This window comes from Pseudoalteromonas sp. APC 3893, from assembly GCF_030408095.1.
Classification (GTDB): Bacteria; Pseudomonadota; Gammaproteobacteria; order Enterobacterales; family Alteromonadaceae; genus Pseudoalteromonas.
Genome location: NZ_JASDCD010000008.1, coordinates 35,488 through 56,334, shown reverse-complemented (window position 1 = coordinate 56,334; position 20,847 = coordinate 35,488). Strand labels below are relative to the sequence as shown.

General features: G+C 40.8%; 18 protein-coding genes. 10 read left to right on the top strand and 8 right to left on the bottom strand.

Annotated features, from left to right (window positions below):
• The first annotated feature begins 287 nt into the window (after positions 1–287).
• The 3 genes from QMA12_RS11510 to QMA12_RS11500 all read left to right on the top strand — a co-directional run bounded on the left by QMA12_RS11510 (position 288) and on the right by QMA12_RS11500 (position 4,477).
• Entirely contained in the window at positions 288–794 is a 507-nt protein-coding gene (locus QMA12_RS11510; RefSeq protein WP_087533358.1) for an ACT domain-containing protein, read from the top strand.
• A gap of 115 nt (positions 795–909) precedes the next feature.
• Positions 910–2,997, top strand: a complete 2,088-nt coding sequence (ppk1, locus tag QMA12_RS11505) for a polyphosphate kinase 1 (RefSeq protein ID WP_087533359.1) — start codon at positions 910–912, stop codon at positions 2,995–2,997.
• Positions 2,990–4,477: an exopolyphosphatase gene (locus QMA12_RS11500; protein WP_290210316.1), complete on the top strand. Its 1,488-nt coding sequence runs from the start codon at positions 2,990–2,992 to the stop codon at positions 4,475–4,477. The genes ppk1 and QMA12_RS11500 overlap by 8 nt, the downstream gene beginning before the upstream one ends.
• Positions 4,478–4,517: 40 nt before the next feature.
• Here the strand turns inward: QMA12_RS11500 and QMA12_RS11495 are convergent, their stop codons facing one another.
• The 7 genes from QMA12_RS11495 to QMA12_RS11465 form a co-directional block, all read right to left on the bottom strand.
• A complete protein-coding gene (locus QMA12_RS11495) occupies positions 4,518–4,973 on the bottom strand; it encodes a hypothetical protein (RefSeq protein WP_290210315.1) in 456 nt (151 codons plus the stop codon).
• Between the two features lie 152 nt (positions 4,974–5,125).
• Complete coding sequence (locus QMA12_RS11490) at positions 5,126–8,248, bottom strand: efflux RND transporter permease subunit (protein ID WP_290210314.1); 3,123 nt, start codon at positions 8,246–8,248, stop codon at positions 5,126–5,128.
• A gap of 8 nt (positions 8,249–8,256) precedes the next feature.
• Positions 8,257–9,972, bottom strand: coding sequence for an efflux RND transporter periplasmic adaptor subunit (locus QMA12_RS11485; protein ID WP_290210313.1), 1,716 nt, complete (start codon positions 9,970–9,972; stop codon positions 8,257–8,259).
• On the bottom strand, positions 9,962–11,287 hold the full coding sequence (locus tag QMA12_RS11480) for a TolC family protein (RefSeq protein WP_290210312.1): 1,326 nt from the start codon (positions 11,285–11,287) through the stop codon (positions 9,962–9,964). The genes QMA12_RS11485 and QMA12_RS11480 overlap by 11 nt, the downstream gene beginning before the upstream one ends.
• A gap of 99 nt (positions 11,288–11,386) precedes the next feature.
• Positions 11,387–11,752 (bottom strand): hypothetical protein, encoded by a 366-nt coding sequence (locus QMA12_RS11475; RefSeq protein WP_290210311.1) that lies wholly within the window; start codon positions 11,750–11,752, stop codon positions 11,387–11,389.
• Between the two features lie 212 nt (positions 11,753–11,964).
• On the bottom strand, positions 11,965–12,573 hold the full coding sequence (locus QMA12_RS11470; protein ID WP_290210310.1) for a paraquat-inducible protein A: 609 nt from the start codon (positions 12,571–12,573) through the stop codon (positions 11,965–11,967).
• A 50-nt stretch (positions 12,574–12,623) separates the two neighbouring features.
• On the bottom strand, positions 12,624–13,898 hold the full coding sequence (locus QMA12_RS11465) for an HDOD domain-containing protein (protein WP_290210309.1): 1,275 nt from the start codon (positions 13,896–13,898) through the stop codon (positions 12,624–12,626).
• A 264-nt stretch (positions 13,899–14,162) separates the two neighbouring features.
• Between QMA12_RS11465 and QMA12_RS11460 the strand changes: the two genes are divergently transcribed.
• The 3 genes from QMA12_RS11460 to QMA12_RS11450 all read left to right on the top strand — a co-directional run bounded on the left by QMA12_RS11460 (position 14,163) and on the right by QMA12_RS11450 (position 16,484).
• Positions 14,163–14,876 carry a transporter substrate-binding domain-containing protein gene (locus QMA12_RS11460; RefSeq protein ID WP_290210308.1) on the top strand — a complete coding sequence of 238 codons (714 nt, stop codon included), beginning with the start codon at positions 14,163–14,165 and terminating at the stop codon, positions 14,874–14,876.
• Between the two features lie 81 nt (positions 14,877–14,957).
• Complete coding sequence (locus tag QMA12_RS11455) at positions 14,958–15,524, top strand: alkylphosphonate utilization protein (RefSeq protein WP_087533369.1); 567 nt, start codon at positions 14,958–14,960, stop codon at positions 15,522–15,524.
• Positions 15,525–15,689: 165 nt separating this feature from the next.
• Positions 15,690–16,484, top strand: coding sequence for an META domain-containing protein (locus QMA12_RS11450; RefSeq protein ID WP_290210307.1), 795 nt, complete (start codon positions 15,690–15,692; stop codon positions 16,482–16,484).
• 81 nt (positions 16,485–16,565) lie between these two features.
• On the opposite strand, the gene rlmJ is transcribed toward QMA12_RS11450, so the two are convergent.
• Positions 16,566–17,405, bottom strand: coding sequence for a 23S rRNA (adenine(2030)-N(6))-methyltransferase RlmJ (gene rlmJ, locus QMA12_RS11445; protein ID WP_087533380.1), 840 nt, complete (start codon positions 17,403–17,405; stop codon positions 16,566–16,568).
• A 273-nt stretch (positions 17,406–17,678) separates the two neighbouring features.
• On the opposite strand from rlmJ, the gene zapB reads away from it, so the two are divergent.
• The 4 genes from zapB to QMA12_RS11425 all read left to right on the top strand — a co-directional run bounded on the left by zapB (position 17,679) and on the right by QMA12_RS11425 (position 20,843).
• Complete coding sequence (gene zapB / locus QMA12_RS11440) at positions 17,679–17,909, top strand: cell division protein ZapB (protein WP_087533381.1); 231 nt, start codon at positions 17,679–17,681, stop codon at positions 17,907–17,909.
• The gene (locus tag QMA12_RS11435) at positions 17,909–18,208 is read left to right on the top strand and encodes a cell division protein ZapA (RefSeq protein WP_087533371.1); all 300 of its coding nucleotides are present in this window, start codon (positions 17,909–17,911) and stop codon (positions 18,206–18,208) included. The genes zapB and QMA12_RS11435 overlap by 1 nt, the downstream gene beginning before the upstream one ends.
• A 67-nt stretch (positions 18,209–18,275) precedes the next feature.
• On the top strand, positions 18,276–19,289 hold the full coding sequence (locus QMA12_RS11430; RefSeq protein WP_290295274.1) for an MBL fold metallo-hydrolase: 1,014 nt from the start codon (positions 18,276–18,278) through the stop codon (positions 19,287–19,289).
• 54 nt (positions 19,290–19,343) lie between these two features.
• Complete coding sequence (locus QMA12_RS11425) at positions 19,344–20,843, top strand: transglycosylase SLT domain-containing protein (protein ID WP_290210305.1); 1,500 nt, start codon at positions 19,344–19,346, stop codon at positions 20,841–20,843.
• Positions 20,844–20,847 lie beyond the last annotated feature (4 nt).

Sequence of the window (20,847 nt, the reverse complement as noted above, 5' to 3'; positions counted from 1 at the left end):
CTGAATGGTATATGTAAAAGGTATTATTTTTCATGCTGTTAAAGTAAAACTGGCCAAGATGAGAAAATTTCAACTAAAATTTTTGTTAATCACTATCAGCTAGTTAGCGTAAACAGCACATAAAAAGGGACTAATATATTGTATACTTATTAAACTTAAAGTCAAAAAGTTGGACAAAATAGCGGATAGAGTCAATACTCAATCTGAATTTTTAACCATAACAATCATGCAACTATTTTACGCCGACGCACTTCTCTCTTTATAATCGGTATTTTTAGGAATCTACTATGAAGCAACTAGTTATAACTATTTTAGGGCAAGATCGTCCAGGGCTTGTAGAAGATATTTCTTCTGCAGTTTTAAATCATCATGGCAATTGGCTCACCAGCAATTTAAGCCATTTAGCAGGCCATTTCGCGGGTATTATTGAAGTGGCAGTACCAGCTGAGCATCTACAAGAGTTACAAGATTCATTACACGGCCTGCCACAACTAGAAGTACGTATTGAAACTGGTAGCGATGAGCTACCAGATACACCTGTTGAAGAACTTAATTTTGTTATCACTGGTAATGATCGCCCCGGTATTATCCAAGAGCTCGCCGGTGTGATTAGACATAAAGGGGCAAATATTACTCATTTAAATTCAAAGCAGCAAAGCGCACCTAATTGGGGTGTGCCAATATTTAGTGCTGTTGCGACCGTTGAGTTACCCAATGGAATGAATAAAGATGAAGTTGTCGCTGCACTTGAAGCTATCACGGCTGATCTCATTGTTGATATTGAAGACGCTTAAGATCTAAAAACCAAAATATCCCCATGGCAAATGTGTAATAAAAATGACATGTTTGTCATGTTAATGTCATCTTCTTGTTCTATCTTTTAGCTAGCTTTAAATAAAGGAATAGAACATGAATGCTTGCACTGACTTGCCGCAAACAATAAATTACTTTGCCCCTGAACTAAGTTGGCTTTCATTTAACGACCGCGTATTGCAAGAAGCAAAAGATAAAAACAACCCTATCATCGAACGCATGCGCTTTTTAGGGATATTCTCGAATAACCTAGACGAATTTTTTAGAGTAAGAGTTGCCGATGTAAAGCGCCGTATTCTACTCAATAAACTCCCTGATACGAACTTTGATGAAGACGAACTACTGCTTACTCAAATCCAGCAAAAAGTGTTACAACTGGGTAAAAAGTTTAATCAAATACATCAGCAAATTTTAATTGATTTAAACGAACATAACATTCATGTCGGCCGACCAGAAGAACTCAGTGAATTTCATATCAATTGGTTAAGAACATTCTTTTTCGACAACGTCTTACAGCATATTGCTCCTATAATGCTCGACGAGAATAAAGATTACTCTGATCATATCAACGACACTATGACTTACATATTTGTTGAAATGCTGGGTGATAAAAACCACTATGCCATGTTAGAAGTTCCCACCGATAGAGCTCCGCGTTTTGTGATCTTACCGCCAGAAAAAACCCGCAGACACAAAACAATAGTATTGCTTGATGACATTATTTTATTTTTTATCAACGACGTGTTCAGTAGCTTTTTTAGCTTTAACGAAATACAAGGTCACTCGATTAAACTAACTCGAGATGCCGAATACAACCTTGATGATGAACTCGAAGAAGGCATTCTAGATAAAATGTCAAAAGGCCTAAAGCAGCGTATATATGCAGAACCAGTGCGTCTGGTGTATGATGAAGCCATGCCTGAATCTATGCTCAAAGTAATGAAAAAGCGTTTAGGTGTAACTCATCATGATGCCCTTATTCCTGGCGGGCGTTACCGTAACTTTAGAGATTTTATTGGCTTTCCAAACATTGGCAGGCAATATTTAGAAAATAAAAAATTGCCTGCATTACAAAGTAGCGCTTTTAACAATCACGCCAGCGTGTTTGATGCTATTAGCAAACAAGACATACTTCTTTATTACCCGTACCACACTTTTAATCATTTATTGGAGTACGTGCGCCAAGCGGCATTTGATCCAAAGGTCACGCAAATTAAAGTAAACATTTATCGTGTCGCCAGTAAATCACGATTAATTTCATCATTAATTAATGCAGTTAAAAATGGTAAGAAAGTGACCGTCATGGTGGAGCTAAAAGCACGCTTTGATGAGCAAAACAATATTGAGTGGGCAAAGGTACTGAGTGCAGCAGGCATTAAGGTCATTTTTGGTATACCGGCATTAAAAGTACATAGTAAGTTATGTATTATACACCGCAGAGAAAAAGGCCAAATTGCAAAGTATGTACATGTTGGCACGGGAAACTTCCACGAGAAAACCGCAAAAATTTATACTGACTTTAGTTTGTTTACTAAACACACCGGCATTTGTGATGAAAGTGACAATGTATTCAAATTTATAGAAAGTAGTTATAAACCCTTTGTATTCGAACACTTAATGATTTCGCCAGTGAATGCCCGCGAAGTACTTAAAAATTTAATTAACCAAGAAATAGCGCATGTAGAAAATGGTTATAGCGGAAAAATCACCGTTAAGATAAATAACTTGGTTGATAAAGAGCTAATCGATTGCTTGTACCTCGCGGCAAGAAAAGGTGTTAAAATTCGCATTATAGTACGCGGTATGTGCTCTTTAGTACCTGGTATCAGCAATTTTAGCGATAATATCCGTGTTATTAGTATTGTTGACCGCTTTTTAGAGCACCCACGTGTGATGGTGTTTGGCAACAATGGCGAAGAAAAAGTTTATATTTCATCTGCAGATTGGATGACTCGTAATTTAGATCATCGTGTTGAGGTGGGTGTGCCTATTTATGATGAAAAGCTAAAACAGCTGATCATTGATATAATTGAGCTACAATTTAAAGACCGTACCAAAGCGCGCATTATCGATAGTGAGCAAAAAAACAACTACGTTAAACGTGGTAACCGTAAAAAAATTCGCTCACAAATAGCGATTTATGATCACCTAAAAAAATGGGAACATAATTATAACAATGAATGATTATCCTTCAATTGCTGCCGTTGATTTAGGCTCAAATAGTTTTCACTTAGTGGTAGCAAGAGAGGTAGATGGCTCTTTGCAAATTCTCCATAAAGAAAAGCAACGAGTGTACTTAGCTGATGGCTTAGATGATAAATTTCAATTAAGTCAGGCCGCTACTGATAGAGCTTTGGCAGTCTTAAAGCAATTTGCTGCGACATTACAAGATTTCCCAGAGAGTAATGTCAAAATCGCAGCCACTTATACTCTCAGGCGCGCTAAAAACATTAACTCGTTCTTAACTCAAGCGAGCAAAGTGTTTCCATATCATATAGATGTTATATCTGGTCAAGAAGAAGCCCGCTTAATTTATCAAGGCGTTGCCCACTATATCCACCATGATGAAAACCGTTTAATTATTGATATTGGTGGTGGTAGTACTGAACTTATAATCGGTAAAAACTTTAAGCATAAATTGTTAGCTAGTCGTAATATGGGGTGTGTAAGCTATACCAAGCAATTCTTTGCTGATGGCATCATTAGTGATAAGCGCTTTAAGAAAGCACAAATAAAAGCAGAGCAAGAGCTTGAGATTATCTACGCTAACTACATTAGTGCAGGTTGGAAAGCGGTTGTCGGTACATCAGGCACGATTAAGTCAATTCTGGCGATGATAAGTGCTAATGATCCAGAACAAAAAAACATTACTTTAGAGCGTTTACAAGAACTAAAAACACAGTTTATAGCCGCTAAAACCATTGATAACTTATTGATCACAGGCTTAAGCCCAGAGCGCCAAGTAAGTATTTGTGGTGGCTTGGCCATACTAATTGCTATTTTTGAGTTATTTGCCATTAAAGAGATGGACTACAGCGACTTTTCCCTGCGTGAAGGTCTACTGCATGAAATGCAGCAAAAGCTGGCTCTTAAGGATATTCGTACTAATACCATTGCGAACTTAAGTGAAAGAAATGCTATTGATAAAGTACATGCTGGACGAGTAGCTGTGACTGCTGACTGGTTATTTGAGCAAGTGCAAACTCAGTGGCAATTGGATTCATTGGATAATCGTCAGCTGCTAGGCTGGGCGGCACAATTACATGAAATCGGTTTGAGTATTAACTCATCTGGTTTACATAAACACAGTGCTTATGTTGTGCAAAATAGCCAGCTTCCAGGGTTTACTCAACAACAGCAAACATTATTAAGTTGTATGATCCGCTTTTATCGCAAAAAAATACGCCTAGAAGAATTCCCTAATTTACTGTCTGTGCCACATTTTAAAATATTGCAGCTGATAGTATTACTAAGATTGGCTGTTTTATTAAACCAAAAGCGCTTGAGTGGTCAAAACCAAGAGTTGGCAGTAACGGTGAAAGGCAGCAGCATGTTATTGCAATTTCCGGTTGACTGGTTAGCAGAACAAACTTTGCTTTTAGCTGATTTACAGCAAGAGCAACGCTATCTGAGAAAGGTCGGTTTTTTAATCGACTTTGTATAGGACGTTTGGATAGCGTTACGCTATCCAAACTCTTATAAACTTACATATCCATATGACGGTTAGAGCTTTGCATCATTTGTTTTACACCTTGCTGCTCCAGCTCAAGTAATTGCTGTAGTTTTTCTTTACCGTGCTCTGTCTCAGCACGCCCTAATAAATACTCATATAAATCGATAACTTTTTGATGTTGGGTCGTTAAGTAAGCTTGAATTACTTGTTCATCTACTTGCTTATCTTTGTTCAGATCATTAAAAGTAAGCAACTCAGGGTTTTCAGCAAAATACTCATAACAATAAGTATCAAGGGTGTTAATTTCCGTGATAGCTTTAAAGCCCACAAGATCTTCTGCTAACTTTTTTTCGTACTTAAGGTAGTATTCAACCAGCATTTTATTATGCTCGTCTAAAGTATCTTTAACGCTATAAAAATTCGCCGCCATTTGGGTGTGAAACAAAACTGTCCAATCGTATACTTGTTGTATTGTTTTAACTTGCATGTGCATTCCTTATTAACTAACGTTATTCATCAATACAATGCGTGATCTATGCCAAAACAAAAAACCTTAAAAATCAAGGTTAAATAAGCATGTCGTGTAACTTATAAACTATAAAGCAGTATAAGTTACACGCCTTAGGTAAAAGTTATAGACTATGAACTTATACCCCGCTTGCGCCATAGCAAATACACCGCGGGTAATACGAGCAAGGTTAATACAATCGCGCTAAACATGCCGCCGACCATGGGTGCGGCGATGCGGCTCATTACTTCACTGCCGGTGCCTGTGCCGTAAAGTACGGGGAGTAAACCGATTATAATAGTGGCGACTGTCATCATCACTGGGCGTACTCGCAGGCCTGCACCTTCTACTATGGCTTGCTTAAGCTTGACAAAGCTAAGCGTTGTGCCGGCTTGTTGTGCTTGAGTGCACTTTTCTTGGTAGGCTTGGTTTAAGTACACTAGCATAATGACGCCGATTTCCACCGCGACCCCTGCAAGGGCAATAAATCCTACACCCACCGCGACTGAGAAGTTAAAGCCTTCTAAATACATGAGCCAGATACCACCTATCATTGCCAGCGGTAAGGTGGCCATTATTATCGCTACTTCAACAAAGCTTCGAAAGTTGAGATACAACAACACAATTATAATCGCTAAGGTCAGTGGCAATACATAGGCGAGCTTATCTTTAGCACGCTCCATGTATTCATATTGCCCAGCCCAAGTTATTGAGTAACCCGCTGGTAGCACTAATTGCTGGTCGAGCACTTGGCGTGCATTATCTACATAACTGCCGATATCAATGCCATCAATATCAATAAAAGTCCAACCATTTAAACGGGCATTTTCACTTTTAATACCCGGTGGGCCATCTTCAATAAATACATCGGCAACATCGGCAAGAGCAATACGCTGGCCTGTTGGCGTAACTATAGGCAATAGCATCAGCTCTTCGGGTGAATCTCGGTAATCCTGTGGGTAACGTAAGTTCACCGGGTAACGCTCTTGCCCTTCAACCGTTTCGGTGACATTCATGCCGCCAATTGCGGTGGCAACCACTTGCTGCACATCGGCAATGTTTAAACTATAACGGGCGGCTTTTTCACGATTAATATCCACCTTGATATAACGCCCACCCGCTACCCGCTCAGAGTAAACGGAAGCCGTGCCGGGTACATCTTTAAGTAACACTTCAATCTGCTGACCAATCTTTTGAATCTCGCTCAAATTTGGCCCAGCGACTTTAATGCCCACTGGCGTTTTGATCCCCGTTGCTAGCATATCAATCCGAGTTTTTATTGGCATCACCCATGCATTAGTCAGGCCTGGAAACTTCACTAAGCCGTCGAGTTCTTTTTTCAACTTTTCTAAGGTCATGCCTTCGCGCCATTGATCTTTAGGCTTGAGCTGAATAAAAGTTTCGATCATGGTCAGTGGCGCAGGATCGGTGGCGGTTTCTGCGCGGCCGACTTTACCAAACACGGTTAACACCTCGGGGACTGTGGCGATGAGCTTATCGGTTTGTTGTAAAATCTCTCGCGCTTTACCAATCGATAAACCTGGGTAAGTAGTTGGCATATACATTAAATCGCCTTCATCCAGCGGTGGAATAAATTCACTGCCAATTTTGTTTACCGGATAAAAACCAATAATTGCGACTACCAGTGCTAACACTAAGGTCATTTTAGGAAACCGTAAAACGAGATAAAGTAATGGCTTGTAAGCGTTAACCAATAAGCGATTAACTGGATTTTTCTGCTCTGAAATGACTTTGCCGCGAATAAAGTAACCCATCAACACGGGCACTAAGGTAATTGCCAAACCGGCTGATGCTGCCATGGCATAAGTTTTAGTGTACGCCAGCGGGGCAAACATACGGCCCTCTTGCGCTTCTAGAATAAACACCGGCATAAAGCTGACAGTAATAATCATTAAGCTAAAAAACAACGCTGGGCCGACTTCACTGGCCGCGTCACTTACCACTTGCCAGCGGTTTTCATCGGTTAATGGGGTTTTTTCCATATGTTTATGCATGTTTTCAATCATCACGATTGCGCCATCGGTCATTGCGCCAATGGCAATAGCAATACCGCCGAGCGACATAATATTAGCGTTAATGCCTTGCCAATACATGATGATAAACGCCGTTAAAATTCCCAGCGGTAAAGTAATGATTGCCACCAAGGATGAGCGTACATGAAACAGAAATACAATACAGATAAGCGCCACTACGACTAGCTCTTCTAGCAGTTTACTAGTGAGGTTATCTACGGCATTTTTAATTAAATTAGAGCGGTCATATACCGGCACTATTTCAACACCATCTGGTAGGCCTTTTTTTAATGATTCGAGCTTTGCTTTCACCCGTTCAATGGTTTTTTGCGCATTTTCGCCAAAGCGCATTACCACTACGCCACCAGCAACTTCACCTTCTCCATTGAGTTCGGCAATACCGCGGCGCATTTGTGGACCAAGGCGAATATCGGCAACATCGCGCAATTGTAGTGGCGTGCCGTTGGCGTTAACGCCCAGTGGAATGGCCTCTAAATCAGCAACGCTTTTTATATAACCGGTGCTGGTTACCATGTATTCGGCTTCGGCCATTTCCACCACCGAGGCGCCCATTTCTTGGTTACCTTGTTTGATGGCGGTTTGAATTAAACTCAGCGGAATACCGTATGCGCGCAGTTTATCTGGCTCTACATTAACTTGATATTGCTTAACCATGCCGCCCACAGACGCAACCTCTGACACGCCAGGTACGGTTTGCAATTCAAACTTTAAAAACCAATCTTGCAAGCTGCGTAACTGGCTAATGTCGTGCTGATTGGTTTTATCCACCAGCCCGTATAAATAAATCCAACCAACACCGGTGGCATCGGGGCCAAGCTCTGCGGTTGCGCTATCGGGCAAGCGACTAGCTACTTGGCTTAAATATTCTTGCACTCGACTTCGTGCCCAATAAAGATCGGTGTTTTCATCAAAGATGACATACACGTAGGAGTCACCAAAAAATGAAAAACCGCGTACTGTTTGCGCACCTGGCACTGAGAGCATCGCAGTGGTGAGCGGGAAAGTAACTTGATCTTGCACTACTTGCGGCGCTTGACCAGGATATGAGGTTTTTATAATCACCTGCACATCGGATAAATCCGGCAAGGCATCGACGGGGGTATTTTTTACCGCAAATACACCACCACCAATTACTATTGCGGTTATTAATAAGACAAAAAACCGATTAGTCACAGACCATCGTATAACTGCTGCTATCATAATGCCCCCTAGTGACCACTGTGTGATTGCATGTTTGATGCTGTATCAATGCGCTGGATAACAAATTCACCGTCTTGCACACTAAAAGTAAATGTCAGCTGTTGCTGCGTCCCAAGAGAATTTAAATCAACATTCTCAGCAAACTTAAAGTCCATAGTTGCAGGGCCACGGTTCCACTTTGCAATTGCGCCGCGGCTAATATTGGCTACACGCGCCGCTTTATCTATGCTGTTGATTGTACCTGTTACGGTCGCTATATTAGCCGCATCAACCATCATATGAGTTGAATCCATAATGTGAATAGCGCTTACCATATAGCTGTTATCAGCTTTTTTAGTCAGCTCAAAATGCAACGTTTGCCCTGCGTCCAACGCTTGAAAGTCAACATCATCTGCAACTGTAAAGTCCATTTTCATACTAGGCCAATCCAATTCTGCTATCGGCCCATGGCTAATATTGACTCTACGATGAGCCACCATTACTTGGTTGATCACCCCTTTACTCCAAACAGTGCTGCTTATATCAGGTGTTTGCATACGCTTAAAATCAGAGCTTTTGCTGGATTCAGAATCTAATAAGAATTGCGCCGAGGTGACCACTTCATCATCGGCTTTAATACCCGCTAAAATAACCGCATTATGGCTATCGCTACGACCAAGCTCTACCGCCACTGATTTAAATCGACCTCCACCTAACGCAACGACAACGCGGTCTTGAGAGCCTGTGCGGATCACTGCCTCTTTTGGCACTATAAGTTGTTGCTCAGCGGCTTTAGCATGAATGCTCACTTGTGCGAACATATTAGGTTTTAACTGATGATCTTGATTATTAAAGCGCAAACGCACCCGTAGAGTACGGTTTGTGGCATCCAGTGTTGGGTAAATATAATCAACCTTACCGCGCCAGCTTTGCCCGGCAATATAATCAAGCGTCATGGTCACCGGTAAGCCCACTTCAACGAGCTGAGCTTGGCGTTCGAATACCTCGGCTTCTACCCAAACTTCATCAAGCTGAGCAATACTCATCATTGAAGTACCGGGCTTTACATAAAAACCTTCACGAACGTTAAGCTCATCAACCACGCCACTTTGGCGTGCATAAAAGGTAATATTTTGCATCACCTTTTTATTTTTTTGTAAGCGCTCAACAAAACCATCCGATACATTTAATGCTTTTAAGCGCGCTTGAGCCGCACGGATCAGTACTGGGTTATTGCGATTAACTGCCAGTACAAACTCCTCTTGGGCGTTCACCAATTGCGGGGAATACAAGGTATATAGCGGTTCCCCTTCTGTGACTTGATCACCTGCGGCTTTGACAAACAACGTTTCTAGCCAGCCTTCCACACGCGGATGAATATGCACCTGTTGGTCTTGGTTATACTGTACATAACCTACAGTGTTTACTTCACTTTGCAGTGCTTTGAGCTGCACTTTAGCGGTTCTGACACCCAAGTTATTAACCACCGCAGGCGATATCGTCACCGCGCCGGGGCCATCTTGGTCGTTACCCTCGTCTTCTGCATACACAGGCACTAGATCCATGCCCATTGGCGAAAGGCCTGGTTCATCACGACGATAGTTACTATCCATAGGTGCGACCCAGTACAGGGGCTGTTTTTTTGCACTTAGTGGCTCAGTTGTATCATCCATTAACGTGAAGCCAAGCGCCGTAATGCCTGCACCAAGCAAGGTTGCAATCAGTAGTTTAAAATTAGTGTTCATTATGCGCTCCTGCTAGTAGCTCAGCCATCACAGCAGCATCTTTGCTACTGGCATAATAATTCAAGCGAGCAATAATAATTTGTTGATCAATTTGGATGTTTAAAGCGTCGATTTTGGCATTGAGTTCGCTGATGCGAGCACGCATAACTTCTGAGAACTCACCATCATCGTGGGTATAAGCATTCAGGGTGGCTTGCGCTTGCTCGGCCATTTGTGGCAATAGCTTTGTGTGGTAAAGCGCATCCCGTTGTTGTAGCCGAGCAAGCTGGCTAAACTCTTTAAAATACGTCCCTTTAAGCTTTTGTAGTGCGAGCAATTTCTCTGTTTTCACCGACTCAGCCATGGCAATAGCAGCATTGACTTGCTGGTCTTGGCGATTGTCGGTAAACAGCGGCAAATCGATACTGATACCTACCGAAAACAAGTCGGCACGGGACTCGTCCATTGGCGTATCGTCGCGATAGCCATAACCCATATTTACGCCTAGTTGTGGTTTATAGCTTTGTTTAGCCACTGCAACTTCGGTCTGCTTGGCTGTAACTCTTTGCTCTATGGCAACAATTGCTGGGTGTGCCATCAACAGTGGCATGAGCTGCTCAAATTTGAGCGCTGTAAAGTCAACTAATGGCTTGATATCGCCGCGCTTAGCGCTCACTGGTTGAGTTAACATACTCATCGGTAACCATTGCGACATCCGTTTCTTGGCACTTTCAAACTGCTGTTCAAGCATCACGAGTTTGTCTTCAAGGCGAGTTAATTCTAACTGGGCACGAATAATATCTTGCTGACGGGTTTTACCTACCGAGCTGGCATAACTTGACTCAGTAATATCAATCAATTGTGTAAACAAAGCTTTATCTCGCTCAATCAGCGCAATACTCTGCTGAGCACGATAGGCATTGAGCCAAGATTCGATAACTATGGTTTTAACCTGTGCAAGTCTGTCGGCACGCAACCAAGGATATTGCTGCGCTGATTGAGCTAAAGCTTGTTGTTTGAGCTCAAGGCTGTCACCACGGCTAAACATTTGGCTTACACCCACTTTTAACTGGGTCATGCCTTCTTGAGCGAAAGCAAAGCCATTCGTTGGTAAATTCATCAGCCCTAAGGTTAATATCGGATCTGGTAGCGTGCCTGCGGCTAAGCTTTGTGCTTGCACAGCAGCTTGTTGATATTTATTGGCCGTCAGCCAAGGTTCGTTATCAAGCGCATAATCGAGCGCTTGTTCAAGGCTCAATTCGTTACTGTATATTGAGCTTGCCGTTGCTAGCATTAGTGCTAAAAAACTGGCTTTAAGTACTGCTAAGTGATTCATCACTTACTCCACTAAAAATTAAAAAAATGATTAATTTAGAGGCAGTAATAGGCGATATTAAATATGGTTTAGTAAATTTTAGACGCACCTATCCTGCAATTAGGCAGACATAGGAGGGCGATATAGTGAGCTGGCTATATAATGTTGACTTTGAGGGGGATAGAGTTGAACTTTTTCTGTGCTGAGTAGTGTAACTGTAAATAGGTTACCCATACTCAGCATTGAGTGAGTACTACAAGCGCTCATTGGGCAAGCGCATTCTTGGGTACTTGTTGCGTCATCGTCGCAGCAATCCATGTCCATCATAGCAGTCGACAAGGCATGATGCATATCATCTGCAATTGGTTGCGACTGAGATTGACTCATATGAGGCATTTCGCACGACATAGTTACAGACGCAACAGCTTGACCCACTAAAGTGAGTAACAAAACTAGGGTCAATAAACTAAGGTAAATACGTTGCAATAAAATGCCTTTTATAAATTAGGTTCTAGGTTCTAGGTTCTAGGTTCTAGGTTCTAGGTTCTAGGTTCTAGGTTCTAGGTTCTAGGTTCTAGGTTCTAGGTTCTAGGTTCTAGGTTCTAGGTTCTAGGTTCTAGGTTCTAGGTTCTAGGTTCTAGGTTCTAGGTTCTAGGTTCTAGCGAAGTTTATGATAACTACTTAGTTAACACAAACATTTAACTATTTTTTGGCTCAACTTTAATTAAACTACTGGCGGCGATGGCGAATAAACAATAGCCGGTAAAATACCAAAAACCTGCGCCGAATTCTGCGTGCATATTGATCAATTCGCCCATTTGACCATCTGCGTTACCGGCTAAGTACAATACGATCAACGCAATAACAAATACATCAACCATGCTCCACTTACTTAAGCCTTGTATTACTTGACCGAGCCGCGGCTTAAATTTATTCATTGGTATTAAGCAATATACTAATTGCATCAATAGTTTTATACAGGGTATCGCAATCGAAAAGAGTGCCACCAGCACGGCGACTAAATAATTTTTATTATCAGCCAGTTCATCAACCGTGCCCCAAATACTACGCGTTTTTTGATAAGCGCTAATTTCACCTTCCAATTTATCAAGCCCCAACATACTTGAGGCCATCATCAGCATGTTACGGGTATTACGATCCCCCTCGTCAGCTATCATCGCAATACCTGTTTTAGCAAGTTGTGATTTATCAATTTTCCCCTCAAGGGTTAACACAGGCTGAGTAACACCTGGAATTAATAACGCTAAGGCAATTAAAATTGTGATAATGGGTAATAATAAACGCATGAAGTATCTTAGGTAACTTTATTTATAGCCACGTTATCATACTCAAGTAACTATTTTTGTTCAATAATAGATGCTAGCACCTCATCACCATACTGGCGGGCACTGAGCATGGCCTTGTAAACGACTTCAATCCCTGACGCTGGACGAATTGTTTCTAATAGCTTTTCAGCTAAAGGCCAATTGTCTTCTTCTACACCGCGAGCTAACTGCAAAGTTGCACCCAACATACCGTTAAAACTCAGCAAAGCACTGGAAAGTTCATCGCCTAAGCTAAATTCTTGGGCAATCACATCAAGTTCCATATCTAAAATGGCATCAAGCACCGACATCAAACCAACTAGGTAACCTTGCTCAGACATGTCTTTGCCCCCAGGCTCCAGTATAAGCTGCATAAAATGAGCACGAATCAACCCTAGCTTAGTCAACTCAGTGGGTTTATCGACTCCCAATTCACTCAGCGCTAATACGCGAACAAATTGGCGAATGGCATCTTCACCTAAGTAAATCACTGCTTGCGAAATTGAGGTAATCACTAAGTTTTGGCTCTTAGAACGCGCATTAACCAATTTAAGTATACGGGCAGTCAAACCAACATCTTTTGCGACTCGCTGATGTACTTCATCAAAACTCAAATCTGGGCGCGAGGTACAACGTAATAAATCAAAAACAGCCAGCTTAGAGGGTTCAACATTATGGTAGGTAAGCATTTCAGGGCGGGCAAAAAAGAATCCTTGGAAGTAATCACACCCAGCAGCTTTTAACATTAAAAACTGTTCGTGGGTCTCAATGCGTTCAACAATAATTTTAACGTAGGGAAAACGTCGCTTGAGTTTTTTAAGCATCATGTTCGTTTTAATTAGAGGCTCTTCTACTTCGAGCTTAATGTAATCAACTAGCTCTAGTAATGGCTCCCACTTTTCATCACCGTCATAATCATCTAGAGCAAAACGATAACCTGCTTGCTTTAATGCTTTAACACGCTTAGTTACTTTAGCTATATTATCTGCGCGCTCTACTATTTCTATTACCGCACTGCTTGGTTGTAAAAGTTTTGGAAAATCCTCTAAAAGAGCGTCAGTAGATAAATTAATAAATGCGCACTGGTTGGCTGTTAATTTTTCAATCCCAATTAACATTAATGCATTAAAAAATAGTCGTCCTGTTGCTTGGCCATCGGTAGTACCAACGGGGAATACATTATTTGCTGAATCTCGATATAAAAGCTCGTACGCAAAAATGTCTTTTTGCGCATTAAAAATGGGCTGGCGCGCAATATATTGAGTTACCATAGTTGGTGCTGTTTTTGTTATTTTAGTGTTTGACATTTTTATTCCTGCTAATAATTTTAGTTGCAAGGAGTAACTAAATTATTATTCTATATCCCTTCAGTATAGTGAGTTTTTGAAAGCTTGCACCAACTTAAAATTTGCCAAAAATAGAAATCTAAACAACACTGAAAGGTCAATTAAAAGATAAATACACTCTAATAACTTTAACTGTATAAATTAGCAATTAAACTAATTGACCATAAATATTTACATTAGAGTAAGGAGCTTTCAATTAAGTTTTACTTTCTAATAGCCTGCTGCTTGTTTTGCAAGTCTTTATTAGCAGGCGAATCTGTAACGCTAAAATATAACTTAACTGGCTCTGGAAACTACTTTCCTTATTACACAGGTGACTCTGACTTACCTGGAATCTTTCCTGAAATAGTACAACAAATCCTCAACACCGCTAATATTCAGGGAGAACATGTTGTCTTACCTGCAAAGCGAACGGTAAAATCACTGATCACTGGCAAAATTGATTTTGATATAATTAGTACCGCTTGGTTATCAAAACAAGAAAGAGATAATCCACTTTTTGTCTATTCTGAGCCACTTTTTCAAATGTCTGAGTATTTAGTGTCATTACCTAAGCACGCTAAAAAATGGCAAAGTTTAGCTGCCATAAATGGAAATAATGTAGGCACTGTAATGGGCTATTACTACTATGACGATGATGAATTTTCTCGCATGGATTTCCCTTCTGAAAAAGAGCTAATACTGGCGTTACAACGTCAACGACTCGAGGTCGTTATAATTAGTGAGTTATCTGCTTTATTTTGGTCAAGAGAGTTAGGAGTACAGGTAGCTCTTGGCGCTGCCCACTCCGATGGTTTTCTCCGCATACGTATTTTACATAAGTATCACCACCTACTTCCACAGATTAACCAAGCTATCAAACAACTGCATCAAGAAGGTACAATTAGTAGTATTGAACAAAAGTATATCGATATAATTAACAAAATACCCACACTTTAAACAAGGGCATATTCTCATCAAAGTCCTAATTAGGTATAATGCTCGCTCCCCCTTAGCTAAAGACTAAAAGAGCCTCAAGATATGAGCATTGAAAAAGCCTTAGTAGAACGCAGTAATAACCAGTGTGAACTGTGTAGTGCAACCGAGAACCTATCTGTATACGAAGTACCACCAGTTAACGAAGCTCATTCAGATAAATGTATTTACACCTGTCAGACCTGCAAAGACCAGGTTGAAGCAACCGTCGAGTTAACTCCTACTCATTGGCACTGTTTAAACGACAGCATGTGGAGCCAAACACCGGCCGTTCAAGTTGTTGCTTATAGAATGCTAACCCGCTTAGCACCTGATAATGGTTGGGCGCAAGATGCGCTAGATATGATTTATCTTGAAGAAGACACACTTGCTTGGGCACAAAAAGTACTCGCAGAAGATGATGATATCAAGCATGTCGATAGTAATGGAGTCGTACTTCAGGCTGGCGATACTGTAACACTCATCAAAGATCTTGATGTAAAAGGAAGTAGCTTAGTTGCAAAGCGCGGCACTGCTGTGCGTAATATTGGTTTAACCAGTAATCCTGAGCATATTGAAGGACGCGTAGACGGTCAGCGCATTGTGATTTTGACTAAATATGTAAAAAAGTAATTTGATCTTCCAGGGTCCACAAACCCTAACATTAAAGTTTTTATAAAAAATGGGCTGCTAGCCCATTTTTTGTTGGATTAAGCTAATATTAAGCGCCGAAGGAATATATTTAATAGCGTTTGTAGTAAATAGTGCTGCAAACTTTAGTTCATTCAAGGAAACTTTATGTCATTACAAAAATCATCATTAGGCTGTCTTGCATTATTAACCGCAAGCATTGCTCTATCAGGTTGTACTCAGGAGCAAACACCCGACAATGCAACAGAGCAAAAAAGAATGGCGACTCTTAACACACAAGTAACTTATTTAGACCGTAGTATGTTACGCCCAGGCTCCGTATTGACCGTTAAGCTTTCTGATGTGTCTAAAATGGACGTTAAAGCAGATGTTATTAGTGAGCAGACCATAGAGCTTAATGGGGGCCCTCCGTATGATGTGTCGCTGCAATATGAGCAGTCAAAAATTAAAGCGGGCCATCGCTATAGTGTTAGTGCGCGTATCGAGAACCAAGGCCAATTACTTTACATTAGCACAACCAATAATGACCCTTTTGCACAGCAGCAAACAGATCAACCTTATGAAGTTGTTGTATCAAAAGCTTCTGCAACTAAGCCTGACGTAACCCTGACAAACACTTATTGGAAAGCAGTAAGCTTCAACGGTGAAGCTGTTGAAGTAAAAACCAAAGAGCCTTTTATTCAATTTAAAGCCGATGGTACAACTCATGGCTTTTTAGGGTGTAATAACTTTACTGGCAGCTACGAAATCAGCGAACAGGCACTTACTTTCAACCCTTTAGCAAGCACGCAAAAAATGTGTACTGAGCAAATGGATGTTGAAAGCACCATGTCAGCCGTACTGGACACTGCAGCTGAGTTTGCTATTAAGGGTGAGACACTTACAATGAAAGATGCGGCAGGTGAAGTCACTGCTACATTCCAAGCAACGTACTTTAATTAGAGTATTGCATAGAAAACGCCCAAGCAAAGTTGGGCGCTTTCAAACCGTAAAAAATTTCTAGTTAACCTGAACTCTGGTTAGTTATTCTTCTACTAACTGTTCGCTGCGATAAAAGCCGCTGGCGTCACTTAACAAGCCCACTAATTCAGGCAAAACGGAATCCATGGTTTGTTTTAATTTCCAAGGCGGGTTAATAATAATCATGCCTGAGGCTGTCATACCATGTACGTCAGTATCTGCTTTTGTAGCAAGCTCAAATAATTGAATATTACGCATGCCAGAGGCTATAAGTCCCTCTTCCATTCGCTCAATACGCTCACGATCAACGACTGGGTACCAAATCATATAAGTGCCCGTAGCAAAGCGCTGATAAGCTTTAGTTAGCGTTTTAACCACAAGTTCATAATCGTCTTTAATCTCATACGGTGGATCAATCAGTACGCATGCACGTCGTGACGCAGGGGGTAATAACCCTATTAATCCAGCAAACCCGTTTTCGCCACGCACACGAATTGAGCGCTTGCCCTGCATATTATCTTCAAGTAACAGGAGATCCCTTGGGTGTAGCTCAAAAAACCAGCCTTTGTCTTGACGACGCAAGTAGTGCTCGGCTATTTTTGGTGAGCCAGGATAAAAAGCAAGATCGCCTTGTTCGTTGAAAGACTTGATCAATGCGATGTAATCATTTAAAGCTTCGTGCTCACTACTGTGCTGATAAAGCTTTGCTATGCCATCTTGGAATTCCTGCGTTTTTTGCGCATCAGCCGATGCTAATTCAAAAAAACCCGCCCCTGAGTGAGTGTCAATATAATCAAGTGGCTTATCTTTAATTGTTTGATAACTTAACACTTGTGCTAGTACTAAGTGTTTAAGTACATCCGCTGGATTTCCGGCATGAAATGAGTGTCTGTAACTGAGCATAATTTTAGTTTCGCTATAAGCCAAGTGATAAAAGCTGTAATCAGGCTTCATTATACGCAAGCTATGCCAAGATACGAGTTTCAGTTGAAATTAAAACACCATCCACTAAAATTTTACTTAACTCTGTGAACCAATTCTGAACAAAAAAGCTGATGAGCTGAATTATCCCTTAACAGCAAATAAAAATCAGCTAAAACAAGCGTAAATGCTGGCATATAAAGTAACTTTGCTTTACATTTGCTAGTTATTAATAACAGTTATATGAGCGCCTTTATGAACAACGAAACTCTTTCTCAACTCGAACAACTGATCGACCAACTAATCAGCCGCAATAATGAGCTACAAGCTGAGGTTACGAGCCTTACAGAAAAAAACAGCAAACTAATTGACGAAAATGAAACTTTGCAACTTGAAGTACTTGATAGTGAAGAAAAGCAAAAAGACACGAGTTCAACATTAAGTGGCCTATTAGAGAAGTTGCAAAGCGCCCAACAGGCTAGCTAATGTCTGAGTTGCAAAACCAGCGGGTCACTGTTGATCTACTTGGCAAAGAGCAGCAATTTGCTTGCCCACAAGGCCAAGAAGAAGCACTGATAGCTGCTGCAAAGCACCTCAATGATTTAGTAGAGCAAATGAAACAACGTTCTACAGTACGAAATGATCAAAAAGCCTTACTTATGGCGGCACTGAACATTAGTCACGAATTGTTAGAAGTGCAAAAGCAACAAGCCATTGCACAACAGCAGCAAGATGAGCTTATAGATAAACTAAGTTTATACTTAAGTGACTCTAATCATAAATAAACAAGCGCATTTTGCGCTTGTTTTTTTCTGCTGAACCTGCAAATAACAACTCGAATCTTAGGGATAAATGATGACTAACAACTTTCTCAGCTTTCGTTTAACTCGTTTTTTAGTCTTTGCAGGTACCCTATTGTCGATTAGTCAGGCTCATGCTCAATGGCAAAAAATATCTAATCACGTCGATTTTTTTCAGCAGTCCGCTAACTTGCGGTTTTATGATTCGAACCAAATTCTTATTAAAGGTGATAACTGTGCATTAATGTTTGATGCTAGCGGTAACTTCTCAGCTGTTGAAGCAACGGTAAAGCACCTTAAACACACTCTTAAAGTACCTTTATGTTACTTAGTCGCAAGCCACTTTCATGACGATCATCTGCTTGGTATGGCAGTGTTACAGCATCATTACCCTAATGCTAAATTAATTACACATCAAAAATTAGCAGCAAACTTTGCAGATTTTAAACAGGCTTACAATAATAAACTAGAGACTTATCAACAAAGTATTGAATTAAGCTTTCAGCGCTTAGCCAAGCAACCTAAAGAGAAGCAGCCAGCTTGGCGTGATAAACTTGAATTAGCGAAAAATCGTCTGCTGCGATGGCAAGAATACACACTAAAGCCACCCGCTTTAGCAGTCACTGACTCGCTTGCACTTGATTTAGGAAATTACCCTATAACAATAAATGCCTACCAGGCACATACTAATGCCGATTTAATGCTTTATGCTGAGCAGCAAACTATTTTAATTGGTGGGGATATCGTCGACTATTTACCTTACCCAGGCCACGGCAATTTAACTGACTGGCGAGAATTATTAACTGAGTTAGCAGCAAACACTATTGAACAAACAATTTTACCAGGCCACGGTGAACCAATAACAATAAAAGACCTACAACACTCTCACGCTTTTTTAACTGCCATACAAGAACATGTACAAAACAACCCTGAGCAAGATTTAACCCAACTCCAACAAAGCTTTAATGAACAATTTGCTAACCAGTACATCACAGATGAAATCTCAGCTAAAGCTTACCCAATATTTTTACAAGCTGGACTTAAACGCGCTAAACAGTCAAAATAGCCCCCGCACACGGTTGTGCTAAACTCAATAAAGGACAATTTCTCGGTGGTTTTTATGCGCAGTTACTTATTTGCCCTATTTGTTACCCTATTTATGTTGTTAGGTTGTGAAACAACAGAGCCCGCAAATGCCCAAGCACAAGACGTAGCAGCACCCGTTATCTTTAACCACTTTGAGCCTTCAAAAAAACCTATACTTACTGCAAATAAAAAAACCGATACCCCAGCAAAACCAACAATAAAATTACAGCTAACACCTCAAACTACTAACTCCCCTAATACGGCTGTAATAAAAAGAAATGCTGATTTATGGCAACACATAGCGACTAACCTGCAATTTAAAATCTATCTAAATAAAGCGCTAAATAAACGCATTAAATGGTATATCAGGCAGCCCAACTATTTAAAAACAGTTAGCAAACGGGCAGCTCCTTATCTTTACCATATTGTTCGTAAAATTGAACAACAAAATTTACCCATGGAAATTGCCTTGCTTCCCTTTGTCGAAAGTGACTTTAGACCGACCGTTAGCTCGTCGCAACAAGCTGTTGGCGTTTGGCAGCTAGTTGGTGCAACCGCCCATCATTTTGGTATTAAGTCAGACCAATGGTACGACGGGCGACAAGATGTACTTGCGTCTACAGATGCAGCCCTTGCCTATTTAAAGTATTTACATAAGCGCTTTGATGGTAACTGGCTACATGCACTCGCGGCCTATAACAGCGGTGAAGGGCGAGTCAAAAGAGCCATCACTGATAATAAAAATAAGGGCAAAAGCACTGATTATTGGTCTTTAAAATTACCAAAAGAAACCTCTGAGTATGTACCAAAACTGCTAGCTTTAAGCTATCTAGTGCAAAACCCACAACAAGGTTTACTGCGCCCTAAATTGGCAAATAAAGCACTAACAACCGAGTTTAATGTAGGTCAGCAGTTTGATTTTTCTGTAATAGCAAATCTCTCTGGGATTGGCCGCAAACAACTACACACTTTAAACCCGGGCTATTTAAAAAATCAAAGCTCTCCTAATGGGCCCCACACCTTGTTACTACCACTGGAGCAACAAAGCCTTTTACGTAGTCAGTTCTTTAAAAATAACTTTTCTGGTGAATATATAGTAAAGAAAGACGATACCTTATATTCCATTGCTCGGCGTTTTGGCCTTTCAGTTAAAAAATTAAAAATGATGAATAATAAAACCTCCAACCTAATAGGGATTGGCGAAGCCTTAATTGTTGGTCAGCCACGTACTATGCCCGACTCATTAACTATCGATTATAAAATTAGTCCATACCTTGAGCAGACCGAAGTAGCAATCCCTACAATTGCCATTGAATATCAAGTTAAGCCTGGAGACACTATATGGGGAATAAGTCAGCTATACGATGTGCCCCACAAAGACTTAGCACAGTGGAATAAGCTCAGTGCATCCAGTGTTTTAAAACCAGGCTCATTACTGGTTTTACATTTACCACAAGCAACTAAGCCCAGTTCACAACTTCAAAATGAAGGAATGCTGTCGGGGTTAGAAAAAACCTTAAAACAGCCGCATTAGTTTC

What these genes read in the sequence shown, in the direction of transcription:
- QMA12_RS11455 (WP_087533369.1), top strand. Translation starts at nt 14,958, where the DNA reads ATGAGCATTGAAAAAGCCTTAGTAGAACGCAGTAATAACCAGTGTGAA.
- QMA12_RS11490 (WP_290210314.1), bottom strand. Translation starts at nt 8,248, where the DNA reads ATGATAGCAGCAGTTATACGATGGTCTGTGACTAATCGGTTTTTTGTC.
- QMA12_RS11425 (WP_290210305.1), top strand. Translation starts at nt 19,344, where the DNA reads ATGCGCAGTTACTTATTTGCCCTATTTGTTACCCTATTTATGTTGTTA.
- QMA12_RS11435 (WP_087533371.1), top strand. Translation starts at nt 17,909, where the DNA reads ATGTCTGAGTTGCAAAACCAGCGGGTCACTGTTGATCTACTTGGCAAA.
- QMA12_RS11450 (WP_290210307.1), top strand. Translation starts at nt 15,690, where the DNA reads ATGTCATTACAAAAATCATCATTAGGCTGTCTTGCATTATTAACCGCA.
- QMA12_RS11430 (WP_290295274.1), top strand. Translation starts at nt 18,276, where the DNA reads ATGATGACTAACAACTTTCTCAGCTTTCGTTTAACTCGTTTTTTAGTC.
- QMA12_RS11480 (WP_290210312.1), bottom strand. Translation starts at nt 11,287, where the DNA reads ATGAATCACTTAGCAGTACTTAAAGCCAGTTTTTTAGCACTAATGCTA.
- QMA12_RS11485 (WP_290210313.1), bottom strand. Translation starts at nt 9,972, where the DNA reads ATGAACACTAATTTTAAACTACTGATTGCAACCTTGCTTGGTGCAGGC.
- ppk1 (WP_087533359.1), top strand. Translation starts at nt 910, where the DNA reads ATGAATGCTTGCACTGACTTGCCGCAAACAATAAATTACTTTGCCCCT.
- QMA12_RS11495 (WP_290210315.1), bottom strand. Translation starts at nt 4,973, where the DNA reads ATGCAAGTTAAAACAATACAACAAGTATACGATTGGACAGTTTTGTTT.
- zapB (WP_087533381.1), top strand. Translation starts at nt 17,679, where the DNA reads ATGAACAACGAAACTCTTTCTCAACTCGAACAACTGATCGACCAACTA.
- QMA12_RS11470 (WP_290210310.1), bottom strand. Translation starts at nt 12,573, where the DNA reads ATGCGTTTATTATTACCCATTATCACAATTTTAATTGCCTTAGCGTTA.
- QMA12_RS11500 (WP_290210316.1), top strand. Translation starts at nt 2,990, where the DNA reads ATGAATGATTATCCTTCAATTGCTGCCGTTGATTTAGGCTCAAATAGT.
- QMA12_RS11465 (WP_290210309.1), bottom strand. Translation starts at nt 13,898, where the DNA reads ATGTCAAACACTAAAATAACAAAAACAGCACCAACTATGGTAACTCAA.
- rlmJ (WP_087533380.1), bottom strand. Translation starts at nt 17,405, where the DNA reads ATGCTCAGTTACAGACACTCATTTCATGCCGGAAATCCAGCGGATGTA.
- QMA12_RS11510 (WP_087533358.1), top strand. Translation starts at nt 288, where the DNA reads ATGAAGCAACTAGTTATAACTATTTTAGGGCAAGATCGTCCAGGGCTT.